Annotated in this window: 14 protein-coding genes; 6 read left to right on the top strand and 8 right to left on the bottom strand. The window is 63.0% G+C overall.

Features of this window, described 5'->3' with window-relative positions; all coding sequences use genetic code 11:
* Window positions 1–206: 206 nt before the first annotated feature.
* On the top strand, window positions 207–1,175 hold the full coding sequence (locus AC1DPF_RS08585) for a Crp/Fnr family transcriptional regulator (RefSeq protein ID WP_477960712.1): 969 nt from the start codon (window positions 207–209) through the stop codon (window positions 1,173–1,175).
* A gap of 149 nt (window positions 1,176–1,324) precedes the next feature.
* Complete coding sequence (locus tag AC1DPF_RS08580) at window positions 1,325–1,483, top strand: hypothetical protein (RefSeq protein ID WP_477866760.1); 159 nt, start codon at window positions 1,325–1,327, stop codon at window positions 1,481–1,483.
* A 381-nt stretch (window positions 1,484–1,864) separates the two neighbouring features.
* Here AC1DPF_RS08580 and AC1DPF_RS08575 read toward each other — a convergent pair whose 3' ends face one another.
* A complete protein-coding gene (locus AC1DPF_RS08575; RefSeq protein ID WP_477960709.1) occupies window positions 1,865–3,793 on the bottom strand; it encodes a M61 family metallopeptidase in 1,929 nt (642 codons plus the stop codon).
* A gap of 366 nt (window positions 3,794–4,159) precedes the next feature.
* On the opposite strand from AC1DPF_RS08575, the gene AC1DPF_RS08570 reads away from it, so the two are divergent.
* A complete protein-coding gene (locus AC1DPF_RS08570) occupies window positions 4,160–5,020 on the top strand; it encodes a LysR substrate-binding domain-containing protein (protein ID WP_477866754.1) in 861 nt (286 codons plus the stop codon).
* Between the two features lie 41 nt (window positions 5,021–5,061).
* Here the strand turns inward: AC1DPF_RS08570 and AC1DPF_RS08565 are convergent, their stop codons facing one another.
* Window positions 5,062–5,853 (bottom strand): class I SAM-dependent methyltransferase, encoded by a 792-nt coding sequence (locus AC1DPF_RS08565; protein ID WP_477866752.1) that lies wholly within the window; start codon window positions 5,851–5,853, stop codon window positions 5,062–5,064.
* A 53-nt stretch (window positions 5,854–5,906) separates the two neighbouring features.
* On the opposite strand from AC1DPF_RS08565, the gene AC1DPF_RS08560 reads away from it, so the two are divergent.
* A complete protein-coding gene (locus tag AC1DPF_RS08560; RefSeq protein WP_477866750.1) occupies window positions 5,907–6,107 on the top strand; it encodes a hypothetical protein in 201 nt (66 codons plus the stop codon).
* 26 nt (window positions 6,108–6,133) lie between these two features.
* On the opposite strand, the gene AC1DPF_RS08555 is transcribed toward AC1DPF_RS08560, so the two are convergent.
* Entirely contained in the window at window positions 6,134–7,696 is a 1,563-nt protein-coding gene (locus AC1DPF_RS08555) for a CpaF family protein (protein ID WP_477960707.1), read from the bottom strand.
* Between the two features lie 217 nt (window positions 7,697–7,913).
* The gene (locus AC1DPF_RS08550; RefSeq protein ID WP_477960705.1) at window positions 7,914–9,689 is read right to left on the bottom strand and encodes a M10 family metallopeptidase C-terminal domain-containing protein; all 1,776 of its coding nucleotides are present in this window, start codon (window positions 9,687–9,689) and stop codon (window positions 7,914–7,916) included.
* A 191-nt stretch (window positions 9,690–9,880) separates the two neighbouring features.
* Here AC1DPF_RS08550 and AC1DPF_RS08545 point away from each other — a divergent pair, with 191 nt between their 5' ends.
* Window positions 9,881–10,324: an SRPBCC family protein gene (locus AC1DPF_RS08545; protein WP_477866744.1), complete on the top strand. Its 444-nt coding sequence runs from the start codon at window positions 9,881–9,883 to the stop codon at window positions 10,322–10,324.
* Window positions 10,311–10,646, top strand: a complete 336-nt coding sequence (locus tag AC1DPF_RS08540) for an ArsR/SmtB family transcription factor (RefSeq protein WP_477960703.1) — start codon at window positions 10,311–10,313, stop codon at window positions 10,644–10,646. Before AC1DPF_RS08545 ends, AC1DPF_RS08540 begins: the two co-directional genes overlap by 14 nt.
* A gap of 66 nt (window positions 10,647–10,712) precedes the next feature.
* Here the strand turns inward: AC1DPF_RS08540 and AC1DPF_RS08535 are convergent, their stop codons facing one another.
* From AC1DPF_RS08535 to AC1DPF_RS08520, 4 genes are read right to left on the bottom strand one after another with little or no spacing between them, the layout of a single operon-like run.
* Window positions 10,713–10,976 carry an ATP synthase F1 subunit epsilon gene (locus AC1DPF_RS08535; RefSeq protein WP_477866740.1) on the bottom strand — a complete coding sequence of 88 codons (264 nt, stop codon included), beginning with the start codon at window positions 10,974–10,976 and terminating at the stop codon, window positions 10,713–10,715.
* 2 nt (window positions 10,977–10,978) lie between these two features.
* Window positions 10,979–11,167 carry a glutathione S-transferase gene (locus AC1DPF_RS08530; protein WP_477960700.1) on the bottom strand — a complete coding sequence of 63 codons (189 nt, stop codon included), beginning with the start codon at window positions 11,165–11,167 and terminating at the stop codon, window positions 10,979–10,981.
* Window positions 11,167–12,615, bottom strand: coding sequence for a F0F1 ATP synthase subunit beta (gene atpD / locus AC1DPF_RS08525; RefSeq protein ID WP_477866736.1), 1,449 nt, complete (start codon window positions 12,613–12,615; stop codon window positions 11,167–11,169). The genes AC1DPF_RS08530 and atpD overlap by 1 nt, the downstream gene beginning before the upstream one ends.
* 56 nt (window positions 12,616–12,671) lie before the next feature.
* On the bottom strand, window positions 12,672–13,556 hold the full coding sequence (locus AC1DPF_RS08520) for a F0F1 ATP synthase subunit gamma (RefSeq protein WP_477960698.1): 885 nt from the start codon (window positions 13,554–13,556) through the stop codon (window positions 12,672–12,674).
* Between the last annotated feature and the right edge of the window lies 1 nt (window position 13,557).

Here is a 13,557-nt window from a genome sequence, read left to right as displayed (position 1 = left end):
TGGCGGACACCAATGGCCACAAGATATTAAAGCCTGCGCGCGCGAAAGATTTGCTATGTTCGAAAATTACTGCATTAGTTATTCGGTAGTACGGCCAAGTTATCGAAATAAACCTAAGTTAATACTTTAATATCATCACAAACATAACAAATGTTGTATAGAGTTTAAGTGGTTTTCGTCATCCTGATTGTCGTTATTTTTTAGATATGAACTGCCATGCCGAGGCAATGTCTTTGGCTGCACGATCGCATCAACCGGGGAGGATGACATGCGACACACGTCACACGCCGGGTCATGACGTCATGCGCAGGATCTCATTTCTCGGTCCATTCTCGATGATCCGGAGGTCCGGTTTCTCACGAAACCATCCGCATTTCGACGCCATAGAGGCTGGTATGAGCAGGCAGGGCTTGAGCGGCAATTTCAGTGGCGAGCTGCTGCTGAGGAGGCTTCAGAGGGTCACGCCTCTGAGCTCCGCAGAAGTTGAGCTGGTCTTATCCCTGCAGAAAGCCAAGAACCACGGCCCAGGTTCGCATGTCACGCCTGACGTCGATGGTATTGCCTGCCCGCGCATCATCGTTACAGGCTGGGCTTGCCGGCCGCGAATATTGCCGGATGGCCGCTGTCAGATGCTTTCGATCCAGCTGCCAGGCGACATCATCGGCGACGGCGGCGACCGGCGGCCGCTCGAGATGTCGCCGGTCGTGGCGCTCACGAATGTCCGAACGATAAGCGCGCGCCCGATCTTCGCGGCGATAGCGCGCGATCCGATCCAGTACGGCGCGCTGGCCGACGCAGTCGGGCAGCTTAGCCGCATGGCGGAAGCACAGCTGATCGACCATGTCGTTCGCCTCGGCCGCCAGACTGCGGTTCAGCGTGTCGGCCACTGTCTGCTCGAACTCTACCAAAGGTCCCGGGCCATCGGATTCGTGCAGGGCGGATGCTTTCCCATGCCCCTGACGCAGGAGGTATTGGGCGATCTGCTCGGTCTGAGCCTCGTTCATGTGAACAGGGTGCTGTCGCAGCTGAAACGAGCCGCGCTGATCGAGATGAAGTCGGGCGTGGTCCGTGTGTGCGATATCGAGGAGCTCGCCCTGCTTGCGGATTATTCGCTGCCCCCACGCCAGAGCATGCCCGTGGCGATGCTGGAGATGAATGGCCTCCACGCTAGCTGAACGCTGGGATGCTGATCGGATGAGCGCGGCCGAACAACCTGTACGGAAAGCAGCAATCCCGCGCCATTTCTATGCGTTTACATAGATCATCCTTTGGAACTGCGGCTCGACGGCAACGTTGGCTGAGCCTCGCGATGATGGAGGTTGAGGTGGCTCAGAAAGGTGCAGGTGGTAACACCGGGGCAACGGCGGCCAAGGGCGGCGATCCCGGCTCGACTGCGAAGAGCAAGGCGACCGGCGGCAAAGGCGGCGGCGGTCGCTCCGGCGGCAGCAAGAGCGGCGGCGGCAAGTCGTCTGGTAGCTCGTGACGGGCGCCGCTCGCATATCGCGGACAAACTCGATGAGATACAAGCAGGCGGCGCTGCTGTCGGTCTTTTGCCTGACTGGCGCGTGCGATGGCGCGAACAGCAACCCGGCAAGCATCGAGGAAAATCCGAGCAGGGCGATACCGAGCACTCGGCTTGTCGATGCGGAGCCTGCCGGCAATGGCGCGGCAGCGGATGCTGGTTCGGGTGCGACAGCCGTCGACCCGCAGCCAGTCGGAGCCTCGGCGCCCGGAACAGGGACTTCGGGACCGGCAGGCGCCGGGCAGGCGACTGGCAGCTCCGACGGCGGACGCTCGCTTGGGGACCGGTGAGGCCGACGATTATTCGTGGTTGGAAAATCGCCTTGCCCAATCGGCGGCGGCGCTAATTCCTCGGCTGCAGCAGCTGGTCGAGCCAGCTTGGAGCGTTGTTCGTCCGCTCCAGGCGCGGATAGCGGTTACCGCCGAAATAGGGGATCGTCACCGATCGAAACTGTTCGCCGCGGCGCACCAGAAGTTCGATGGGCTGCCGCGTCGCCGGGGCGCTGTCGAGGCGTTGGCCAAGCCGTGCGCTGTCGAAAGCCTCGCCGTCCAGCGCAATGAGGACATCGCCATTGGTGAGGCCGGCCTCGAATGCGGGGCTGTCCCAGATCACCTGATCGACGCTGCGGTCTCCTGCGTCGATTACCAGCCCGAGCGAATAGCTGAAGTCCGCGACCTTGCGCCGGCGCTCGTCGGTCGCCCAGTAGCTCGTTGGCTTGGCATTATAGGCAAGCCGGTAGCCGCTCTTGGCTAGCCAGCCGAGCGGCGCGTGTGGCTGCGGCTGCTCGACCCGGCTGCGCAGGAAGCTCGCCCAGTCATAGGGTGCGATCTCGTCCAGGGTGCTTACGACATCGTCGAACCGATAGGTGAGGGTGCCCCAATCGCCATCGCGCATGCCGAAGAAGGCCCGAGCGAAATCGTCCAGCGAACGCTTGCCCCGGCTCAATTCGCGCAACTGCATGTCGACATCCAGCCAGACCAGCAAGCCCTCGTTGTAATAGTCTTCGGACCGCTGGAGGCTGGTCCATGGCTGCGGCCGGCGTGCGGCGATGATCGGATCGTTGGTGGTGTCGATCAGCGGCCGCCATTGCCGTCCGGGCCGGGTATCGAGCGCCGCGGCGATCATCGCAATCCCCGACAGGGTGTCCTCTGCGGAGACCAGTCCCGACCGCGCCTGCAGGACATAACCCCAGAACTGGGTCTGTCCTTCGTACACCCAAAGCAGCGAATTGCGCATCGGCACGCTGTAGTCGGGCGTATAGAGATCGGCGCCGCGCCGATATTTGCCGTTCCAGCTATGGGTATATTCGTGCGGCAGGAGGTTGCGCCGCGCGGTCTGCTCGTCCCAATGCGTGAAGTAACCGGCAGCGACCCCGTTTTCGCTCGACCTTTGATGCTCCAGACCGATGCCGCCGAGCCGGTCGCTGATCGAAAACAGGAAGTCGTAATGGTCATAATGTTCGGCACCGAACAGCTTGACCGCCTGCTCGACGAGGCGGCGATGCGCAGCGATCTGCGCGTCGCTGGCGGCAAGCTCCTCCGGGCGGTCCGCAGCGATGTTGAGCCGGACCTTCGGGCTGAGCTGGATCTGCCGGAAATAGCTGCCCGCAAGCATCGGGCTGTCGACCAAAGTCTCGAAATCGACGGAGCGGAAGGCGACTGCGGCGCCAGCGCGCGAACCCAGCGGCTCGAGCGCAGTGCCATAGCCCCACCCGTTCGGCAGAATCGCGCTGGGCGAAACGATGATCCGGCGGGTGAAGTAGCCGGCGGGATAGAAGGCCGTCAGGTTCCACTGCAGGCTCAACATCTCTCGCGTCATGACGACCCGCCCCTGCGCGGGATTGACCGGCGATACATAATCGAAGGCCAGGTCGATCGCGCGCGCGCCGTCCGGAACGTCGATCTGGATTGCATAGACATCGACCGGATCGCGCTTCCAGGCGAGCGGCTTGTTGTCGGCGGAGATGGTGAGGCCTGCGACATCGTCGATCGGTCCGCGCGGTGCGTGATTTCCGGGCAGCCATTGCGGGTAGAGCAGGGTCATGCGGCCAGGGGCGGAGACGGGAATGCTCTCCCTGACGCGAAAGATCCCGCGGGCGACATCGGTTGCATCGACGGTCAAGACGATCGTGCCGGGGTAGGCGATGTCTTGCGCGACCGGCACATGCCGCTCGATCGCCAATGGCTGCGGGCGACTCAAATCCATCGCTGCGGCCGGAGAGGATGCGGCCAGTGCAAGCGTTGCGAGGAAGAGCAGAGGGTGCGAACGCATCGAGGAGGATATCCGGATCTGTTTATGACCCGACCATGCCGCCTGCCGACCGGTTCGTCACCCCTGCAGCACCGGCTTCACCCGCAGGTCGAGCGGTGACGATCGACGCGGATTTCGTCGGTCGCCGGCCATGCCTGATGCTCCGCCCACCATTTGAGGCCGGCACCAATGTGCCGACGCAGAGTGGACAGGCGGCTTTCAGGCAAGGGTGAGCCATCATATGTCTTTATCGATTGCATCGTCGCCTCCATCGTCAGGACGACAACATAAATATGGATGTTTCCTTGAATGCACCAATCGGTTATCCGTCCCTATAAATAAGGTGGGTTTATCGATATGGCGCGACAGATTCCTCCTCTTAGTGCAGTGCGCGTGTTCGAGGCCGCTGCGCGTCACCTGAATTTTACGCGCGCTGCGGAAGAGCTTGCGATGACCCAGGCGGCCGTCAGCTACCAGATCAAGATGATCGAGGATCGCCTGGGTACGGCCATGTTCGTGCGCTCGGGGCGGCGGGTGGCGCTCAGCCCCGCAGGGCAGCGGCTCGCGCCCCAGATATCCGCGGCATTCGATATGATGGACGAGGCTTTCGGCAAGGTCCGCGAGATCGAGAGCGGCGTGCTGACGATCAGTGCCGCGCCCGGGATCGCGGCGAGTTGGCTCGGACCGCGCCTGGCCCGCTTCCAGCTTGCGAGACCCGAGATCGCCATCCGGCTGCTTGCGGCGCATGAACTCGTCGACTTCACCCGCGATGAGGTCGACGTCGGCATCCGCCTTGGCCTCACCACCAGCACTTGGCCGGGATTGCGTGCGGTCGAGATGTTTCCTGCCGAATTCACGCCGATGTGCAGCCCGGCCTATATCGAGCGCATGGGGCCGTTCGAGCAGCCCGCGGCGTTACTGAATGTACTGCGGCTCAATTCCGACGACATCTGGTGGCGCGCCTGGTTCTCACAGGTCGGCGTCGAGATTCCCCAGGATTTCTCCCGCAATTCGATCCATGTCGATTCGCAGGTGATCGAGGGGATGGCGGCGATTGCCGGCGAGGGCGTCGCCATGCTGACGCCGCGCTTCTGGCCCTTCGAGCTCGCCACCGGCCGCCTCGTGCAACTCTTTCCGCATATCGGCGGTGGCAGCAGCTTCTGGCTCGTCTGTCCCGAACATCGTTACAATGCGGGCAAGGTGAAGGCGTTCAGGGAATGGTTGATGGCGGAGATTGCCGCAGCCTGAGCGTCAGCCGGAACCCATCCGGCATGACGCATCTTCCAGCCTCAAGGCTTCACGAACTTGAGGGTCATTCGATCGCTTTCGCCGATCGCCTGATAGACGGTCCTGTCTGCTTCCCCGCGCTGATAGGTGGGTGGCAGGGTCCAGACGCCTTCGGGCCAGTCATGTGTATCTTTCGGATTGGCGTTTATCGGTGATTCCGCAGCAAGCCTGAAGCCGGCCGCTGTCGCCAGGCGGATGATCGTCGATCGTTTCAGATAACCGCTCGATTTCTCCCGGCCGCTGTCCATATCCTCGGGCAGCCGGTGGTCGACCACACCCAATATGCCGCCCGGCTTCAGCGCCGCATAGAAGTCGCCGAACGCCTTCGCCGCAACGGCATCGCCGGCCATGATCAGGTTGTGGACATTGCGGAAGGTCAGCACCCGATCCACCGTGCCGGGCGGAATCGTCGATGGCTCGGTCGGGCTGAACGGCACGACCTGGACGCTGCCGAACCACGGCTTGTTCTTCTCGAGCATCGCCCTGGTCGCGGCCAGCGCTTTTTCCGAGGCGGAGGGCATCGCGATATAGCGGCCTTTTCCCTTGAGCGCAGGGGCCAGGATCTGTGTATACCATCCGCCGCCGGGATAGAATTCGACCACCGTCTGGCCGTTATGGACGTCGAAGAAGGCGAGCGTCTCGGCCGGATGGCGGTAGACGTCGCGCGCGCGCTGCGCTTCCGGCCTGCGACTATCCGCAATGGCCTTGGCGATGGCGGGATCGACCTTGGCCGCGTGGCTCACGGCGGCGGGCGCCACCATGACGAGGGCGGCGGCGATAAGCAGGTGGCGCAACGTGCATCTCCGGATATTGAGCTATGCCGGGATGATGACGAAGTGGAGGCGAGGTGCAATCGGATTACGCTTGGCCGACGATCTTTTTCGCCCTGCTGGCAATTCTCTCGCTGGCGGCGGATTGGTGGCGGCACAATCGCCGCGACGCTCGTCGCGCTGCCGCGCGCGCGGCTTGGGTTCCCTGGCCGCTGATCGCCGTGCTTGCGCTGATAGCGGTCGCCATATGTGCTGCTATGTGGCTGCGCGGAGGCTGATCGGGCTCTTGACCAGAAGGACCTGATTACAGGCAGGCCTCCAGCAGCGGCTGGTCGAAACCGAACTGGCGTGCTTTCTCGATCGAATAGGGACGGAGTCCCGAGGAGATATACTCGCCGATGATTTTCCCATCGGTATCCTCGGCATGATATTCGAACTTGAAGAGTTCCTGCGTGATGATCACCGGCCCTTCCATGCCGAGCACTTCGGTGATGCTGGTAACGCGACGCGAGCCGTCCCGCAGGCGCTTTACCTGCACGATCATGTCCACCGAGTCGGCGATCTGCTTGGAAATCGCTTCTTTGGGGACCTTGATGTCCGACATCATGACCATGTTCTCCATACGCGCCAGCGCTTCGCGCGGGCTGTTGGAGTGGAGCGTGCACATCGATCCGTCATGGCCGGTATTCATCGCCGCGAGCATGTCGAAACACTCCGATCCGCGAATCTCGCCCAGGATGATGCGATCCGGGCGCATGCGCAGCGCGTTGACGACGAGGTCGCGGATCGAGATCTGGCCCTGCCCCTCGAGATTGGCGGGGCGGGTTTCGAGCGGCAGCCAGTGCGGCTGCTGCAGTCGCAACTCGGCGGCATCCTCGATGGTGATCACGCGTTCGCCGGGGTCGATCATCTTCGACAGCGCGTTGAGCATTGTCGTCTTGCCCGAGCCGGTGCCACCGGAGATGACCACGTTGAAGCGGCTCGCGCCGGCGATCTTGAGCAGGGTAGCCATTTTCTCGCTCATCGACCCGCCGCGCGCCATGATGTCGAGGGTGATCGGCTTGGACGAAAATTTGCGGATCGAGATCGCCGTGCCGCGCAGCGACAGCGGCGGCACGATGACGTTGACGCGGCTGCCGTCCAGCAGCCGGGCATCGGCGAGCGGGGTGGTCTGGTCGACGCGCCGACCCACCTTCGAAACGATGCGCTGGGCGATCTGGAACAGATGTTCCTCGTCGCGGAAATTGATCTTGGCGAGCTCGAGCTTGCCCTTGCGCTCGACATAGGTCTGGTTGGGTCCGTTGACCATGATATCGGTGATCAGCGGATCGCCGAGCAGTTCCTCGAGCGGACCGAGCCCGAGCAGTTCGTCGACCAGCACTTTTTCCAGCGCGAACTGCTCGCGTCGGTTCAGGGTGATCCGCAATTCGGCGAGCACCTCGCCGATGATCGGCCGGAACTCCTCGGCCAGTTCGTCTTTGCTCAACGAGGCGGCGGCTTCGGGATCGACGCGTTCGAGCAGGCGCGGCAGCACCTGTTCCTTGATCTTGTGGATCGAGGCTTCGAAGCCTTCGACCCTGGAATTGCCGGCATCGCCCGACGCGGCTTCGCGGACCGCTAGGCGCGCCATCGCGTCGGCATGCTTGGGCAATTCGACCTGATCCTCGTCGACCGCGATCGGATCGTCGAAGCTGGGCATGCCCGCGAACGGGTCCGCACCGCTGGAGAGCGGCGAGAGCTCGATCGGCGGGAACTGGAGGCCGCCGGTCAACAGGCCGGGGGGCGCATCGCCCTGCATTGGCCGCGCCACGCCAAAGGCGGGCTTCGCACCATGCGTCATCGCTCCACGCTTGCCGAATGCACTCATCGCAAACTCATCCCCGCGGGCCAAACTCCGGCCCAACCATGATCCAGTAACGCTAAAGCCCTCAAAAACAGTTAACCGTCCTTTCGCGATATGGCGCAGGGCGCGCTGTCTAGCTTCCAAGTTTTCATCATATGATCCGGTTGCCCCGGCGTCGGCGGCACGGCTGTCGCCGCCGGTCATCTCATACAACGCCAGTCGAAGCAGGGCTGGTGCCCGCCTAGGCGAAATCCGCCGAGGTGATCGCTGCGGCGTTCGCGAAACCGAGCAGCTTGAAAGCCTCGAGCGGATCGGACGGTCCGGCATCGTAGAAGATATAGCTGTCGCCGCCGACCTGTAGCGCCGCCACCTTGCTGCCTCCGCCCTGCGCGTTGAACAGCAGTTGCGCCGTGCTGGCCGCTTCTCCGAGCGTGGCGTAAACGGCACCGTGCAGCACCTGCACCGGTATGCCGAAGCTGATGTGGATGTGATCGGTCCCAGCGGTGAAGTCGGTGACGACGTCGGTCGGGCCGCCCGAGGCGAACAGCGCCTCGCCGACCGCGAAGCTGAAGAGGTCGCCATCGCCGCCACCGGTCAATGTGTCGATGCCGGTGCCGCCGGCCAGGCTGTCCGCGCCGAGATCGCCGAGCAGCTGGTCGTTGCCGGTCCCGCCTGAGATGCTGTCGGAGCCCTGGCCGCCGCGAAGCGAGTCGTTGCCGTCGTTGCCGTCGATCGTGTCGTTGCCGAGGTTGCCGTTGGCGCTGTCATTGTCGGTCCCACCGACTATCCTGTCATTGCCCTGGCCACCCTGGATCCGGTCCGATCCCGCGCCGCCGTCGAGCATGTCATCTCCGGCATTGCCCTGCAGATAATCGCCGCCGCTGCCGCCATTGATGGAATCCGCCCCATCCCCGCTCACCGCGACCGCGGCGGCGCCATAGAGGTGATCGTTGCCGCTGCCGCCGATGATCGAGTCGGCGCCTGCGCCGCCCATCGCGAAGTCGCTGTTATCGTTGGCGGTGATGGTGTCGTTGCCGGGGCCGGTGATGGCCGTATCGATGCGGGTGCCGTAGGCGATTGCAATATTGTTGCGCATGCTGGCTGCGCTGCTGAACGCGCCGTCGTGGAGGTCGACGGTCGATCCGGCGTTGAAGCCCGACAGGTCGAGCGTGTTGTTCAAACCCTTGTCCCAAAGAGTGACGACCGGCTTTGGATCTAGGGTGAAGTCGAAGAACTTCCCGATCTCGCCGCCGATGTTGCTGTGGAAGCCGAAGATCTGGCCGCCGGAAAGCGGCGTGGTGACGGCAACGCCATACATTCTCTGGATAGCGACAATGTCGAGCGGCATCGGCGTCGTCGGCGTGTTGCCATAGCGAAGACCGTTGCCGGCAACTGACGTGCCCCAACTGAAATCACCGTACAACTCGCCGTCATTGTACGACATCACCGTCCATGCATCGAGGTCGAAGCTGGTATAGAGCGAAGCATCGACCAGCCCCTCGTCATAGGGACCGCTATGGCCCAGACCGAGGACATGACCCCATTCATGGATCAGCGTCGTGTAAGGATAGCCTCCATAGTCATTTAAAGTACTCCCGATCGGGCCGAAGCCCGAAACCGAGCTATCGATTTCGATGTCGCCCTTGAGGGCTACGCCAACACTGGTCGTGCCGGTGATGCCAAGGCGCTGCAGGCTCGTTTGCCCTCCCGACGCGTTGCCGTCGGTCCCGCGGGTCAACAGCACTCGGGCTGACCCGGGAGCTTCCGTGAAGGTAACATTCGCCACAGCCGACCAAAGCGCCGCCGTTGCCGAAAAGGCAGCGCGTTCGACGGCCGTCCAATTGGATGCCGTATCGAAGCTGTAGGTGATGGTTGCACCCGTGCCTGCAATCCCCGCGCCGAACTTTGCGGTGAAATTCTCCCCGGAATCATAGGTGGCGGGGTCATCTTCATTCCAGGTCCAGAAGCTCTGGCTCGCCAGCGTGCCGCTAGCGGTGATGCCCGAGAGGTATGTCACCTCTTGCTCTTGAGTGGAATTGATCGACGTCATGCTCACCCCTTTGGAGATCAGACTTTACCATCTCCACTTGGACTCAAGCTTAATTTGATCCGGTTCAGATGATTTCCGTCGCCCCAGGATAAACGTGCAACCAACTGGTTGCCTTAATAGGAGAATGTTGTTAAACCTGCAACAAGGAGGTTGCCGATATGGACAGGATCATCAGGACGATCGACATCGCCGCTCCGGTCGACAGGGTATGGCGTGCGCTTACGGATCATGAGGAATTTGGCCGATGGTTTCGGGTCGCGCTCGAAGGGCCCTTCGTGCCCGGCGAGCTTAGCAGCGGCACCATCACCCACCCCGGATATGAACATGTCCGCTGGACAGTGCGGACGGTGGCGATCGAACCACAGCATCGTTTTGCCTTTAGCTGGCATCCTTATGCGATCGATCCGGACATCGATTATTCGAACGAAGAGCCGACTTTGGTCGAATTCCGGCTCGAGCCGAACGGCGCGCGAACCCATCTGATGATCACCGAGTCGGGTTTCGACAGGATACCGGCTGACCGCCGGGACGAGGCCTTGCGCATGAACGGCAATGGCTGGACGGCCCAGGCCGAAAATATCCGCGCGCATGTCGAGGGCTGAGCCGCGGGCGATTGCGGATCCTGCCGCACTGTTCTCCGCCCTGGGAGACCAGACGCGGCTGTCGCTGCTGATGACGCTCAGCGATGGGCGCAGGCGCTCGATCACCATGCTGTCCGCCGATAGCCGGCTGACCCGTCAGGCGGTGACGAAGCACCTGCGCGTGCTGGAGCAGGTCGGGCTGGTCGAAAGCGTGCGCGACGGCCGCGAGAGCCGCTTCACCTGCCGGCCCCAAACGCTGGAGACTGCCCGTGCCTATCTGGACCGGGTGGCGGCGCAATGGGACGACGCGCTGGGGAGGCTGAAGGCGTTCGTCGAAGAGTGAGGGTCAAGGAAAAGGCCCGGCCGCTGGTGCGATCCGGGCCTTCTTCTTCAGTTGAGGGGCAGGGGATCAGGCTTCGCTGGCCTGCTCTGCCAGCACCGTCAGGCCCTTTTCGTTGACCTCGGCGAAGCCGCCTTCGACATGGATCCGCGCGGCTACCGTGTTCGGCCCGGAATAGATCGACAATTCGCCCGAGCGGACCACCGACATGAAGGGTGCATGGCCCGCCAGCACGCCGAAGTCGCCCTCGGTGCCGGGCACCACGACCATATAGACCTCCTCCGAGCGGAGGAGCTTTTCCGGGGTGACGAGTTCGAAATGCAGGTCTGCCATGATCAATCCTGGTTCGCCGCGAGGGCAAGATCGAACGCCTTGGTGGCTTTTTCGAACTTGTCCCGGCAGCCGCTATTGCAGAAGCCGACGACCGCGCCCTTGTAGAGGGTCAGCGAATCTGCCGCGATCGGATCACCCGACCAGGGGCAGCTTTCGTTGACCGCGTCCTCAAGGCGCAGGCCGATGCTCATCAAGCCGCTTCGGCAGCCAGCTTCTTGGCCTTCTCGACGACTTCGTCGATGCCGCCGACCATGTAGAAGGCGGCTTCCGGCAGATGGTCATATTCGCCTTCGACCACGGCCTTGAACGACTTCACGGTGTCTTCGATCGAGACGAACTTGCCGGAGATGCCGGTGAACACCTCGGCGACATGGAACGGCTGCGACAGGAAACGCTGGATCTTGCGGGCGCGCTGCACGGTGAGCTTATCCTCTTCGGAAAGCTCGTCCATGCCGAGGATCGCGATGATGTCCTGCAGCGACTTGTACTTCTGCAGCGTCTCCTGGACGGCGCGGGCGGTCTCGTAATGCTCCTGGCCGACGATGCGCGGCTCGAGCATGCGCGAGGTCGAGTCGAGCGGATCGACCGCCGGGTAGATGCCCAGCTCCGAGATGGCGCGGTTGAGGTTGGTGGTCGCGTCCAAGTGAGCGAAGGACGTGGCCGGCGCCGGATCGGTAAGATCGTCGGCAGGCACGTAGATCGCCTGCACCGAGGTGATCGAACCCTTGTTGGTCGAGGTGATCCGCTCCTGCAGCGCGCCCATGTCGGTCGACAGGGTCGGCTGATAGCCCACCGCCGAAGGAATACGGCCGAGCAGCGCCGACACTTCCGAACCCGCCTGGGTGAAGCGGAAGATGTTGTCGACGAAGAACAGCACGTCCTGGCCTTCGACATCGCGGAAATATTCGGCAATCGTCAGGCCCGACAGCGCGACGCGGGCACGGGCGCCGGGCGGCTCGTTCATCTGGCCGAATACCAGCGCCACCTTCGAACCCTCCGGGGTCGGGTTGCCGTCGGCATCCTTGGCGATGACGCCTGCGTCGAGGAACTCGTGATAGAGATCGTTGCCCTCGCGGGTACGCTCACCGACGCCGGCGAACACCGAGGTGCCGCCATGGCCCTTGGCGATATTGTTGATCAGTTCCTGGATCAGCACGGTCTTGCCGACACCGGCGCCGCCGAACAGGCCGATCTTGCCGCCCTTGGCGTAAGGCGCGAGCAGGTCGATGACCTTGATGCCGGTGACGAGGATGCTGGCATCGGTCGACTGGTCGACGAACAGCGGGGCCTCGGCGTGGATCGGGGCGGTCTGGGTCGCGTTCACCGGACCGCGCTCGTCGATCGGCTCGCCGATGACGTTGAGGATGCGGCCGAGCGTCTGCGGCCCGACCGGAACGCGGATCTGCGAGCCGGTGTCGGTGACTTCCTGGCCGCGGGTCAGGCCGTCGGTGGCGTCCATCGCGATGGTGCGGACGGTGCCTTCGCCGAGATGCTGGGCGACTTCGAGGACAAGGCGGTTGCCGTTGTTCTGGGTCTCGAGCGCGTTGAGGATCGCCGGCAGCTCACCGTCGAAGCTCACGTCGACGACAGCGCCGATGACCTGCGAAATGCGGCCTACATTGTTGGTGGTGGTAGCCATGGTTCGTTTCCTGCCTCGGGTTCTTTGGAGCGCTTCGCGCCAGTGCTTACGTGATGCTACAGCGCTTCAGCGCCAGCGATGATTTCGATGAGCTCGGTGGTGATCGCGGCCTGGCGGGTCCGGTTATACTGGATCGTCAGCTTGTTGATCATCTCCCCCGCATTCCGGGTTGCGTTGTCCATCGCGGTCATCCGGCTTCCCTGCTCGGATGCGGCATTCTCCAGCATCGCGCGGAACAGCTGGATCGCGACGTTGCGCGGCAGCAGCTCGGCGAGGATCTCCTCCTCGTCCGGTTCATATTCCACCGCTGCCGAAGCGCCGGCCGCCTGGGTTCCGCCGGGCGGCGCCAGCGGGACGGGGATGATCTGGATCTCGGTCGGATCCTGGACCAGTGCCGACTGGAACTTGGCGAAGAACAGGTGCGCCACGTCGAATTCACCCGCCGCATAGCGGTGGATCAGGTCTTCGGATACTTCATGGGCATCGGAGAAGGCGACGTTCTTGATGTGGGTCTGATCGACTTGGTGGACGATCTTGCCCGGAAACAGGCGCGAGATGACCGCGCGGCCCTTCTTGCCGATCAGGTAGAACTTCACCGTCTTGCCCTGTGCGATCAGGTTGTCGGCGGTCTTGCGCGCGGCGCGGACGATATTGGTGTTGAACGCGCCCGCCAGGCCGCGCTCCGACGTGGCGACGACGAGCAGGTGAACCTGATCGCTGCCGGTGCCGGCCAGGAGCCTTGGGCTCTGCGGCCCGACCGTCACCTTCGAGGCGAGGCTGGCCATCACCGCGTCGAGACGCTCGGCATAGGGACGGCCGGCTTCCGCCGCCATCTGCGCGCGGCGCAGCTTGGCCGCGGCGACCATCTTCATCGCCTTGGTGATTTTCTGGGTCGACTTCACCGAAGTGATGCGGACCTTGAGGCTCTTCAGACTGGGCATT

The organism is Rhizorhabdus sp. P4_G6, from assembly GCF_056401045.1.
Note: the sequence above shows the minus strand (reverse complement) of the source record. Positions and strands in the feature narration are given on the sequence as shown.

What these genes read in the sequence shown, in the direction of transcription:
- AC1DPF_RS08585 (WP_477960712.1), top strand. Translation starts at nt 207, where the DNA reads ATGAACTGCCATGCCGAGGCAATGTCTTTGGCTGCACGATCGCATCAA.
- AC1DPF_RS08575 (WP_477960709.1), bottom strand. Translation starts at nt 3,793, where the DNA reads ATGCGTTCGCACCCTCTGCTCTTCCTCGCAACGCTTGCACTGGCCGCA.
- AC1DPF_RS08555 (WP_477960707.1), bottom strand. Translation starts at nt 7,696, where the DNA reads ATGAGTGCATTCGGCAAGCGTGGAGCGATGACGCATGGTGCGAAGCCC.
- AC1DPF_RS08545 (WP_477866744.1), top strand. Translation starts at nt 9,881, where the DNA reads ATGGACAGGATCATCAGGACGATCGACATCGCCGCTCCGGTCGACAGG.
- AC1DPF_RS08540 (WP_477960703.1), top strand. Translation starts at nt 10,311, where the DNA reads ATGTCGAGGGCTGAGCCGCGGGCGATTGCGGATCCTGCCGCACTGTTC.
- AC1DPF_RS08535 (WP_477866740.1), bottom strand. Translation starts at nt 10,976, where the DNA reads ATGGCAGACCTGCATTTCGAACTCGTCACCCCGGAAAAGCTCCTCCGC.
- AC1DPF_RS08530 (WP_477960700.1), bottom strand. Translation starts at nt 11,167, where the DNA reads ATGAGCATCGGCCTGCGCCTTGAGGACGCGGTCAACGAAAGCTGCCCC.
- atpD (WP_477866736.1), bottom strand. Translation starts at nt 12,615, where the DNA reads ATGGCTACCACCACCAACAATGTAGGCCGCATTTCGCAGGTCATCGGC.
- AC1DPF_RS08520 (WP_477960698.1), bottom strand. Translation starts at nt 13,556, where the DNA reads ATGCCCAGTCTGAAGAGCCTCAAGGTCCGCATCACTTCGGTGAAGTCG.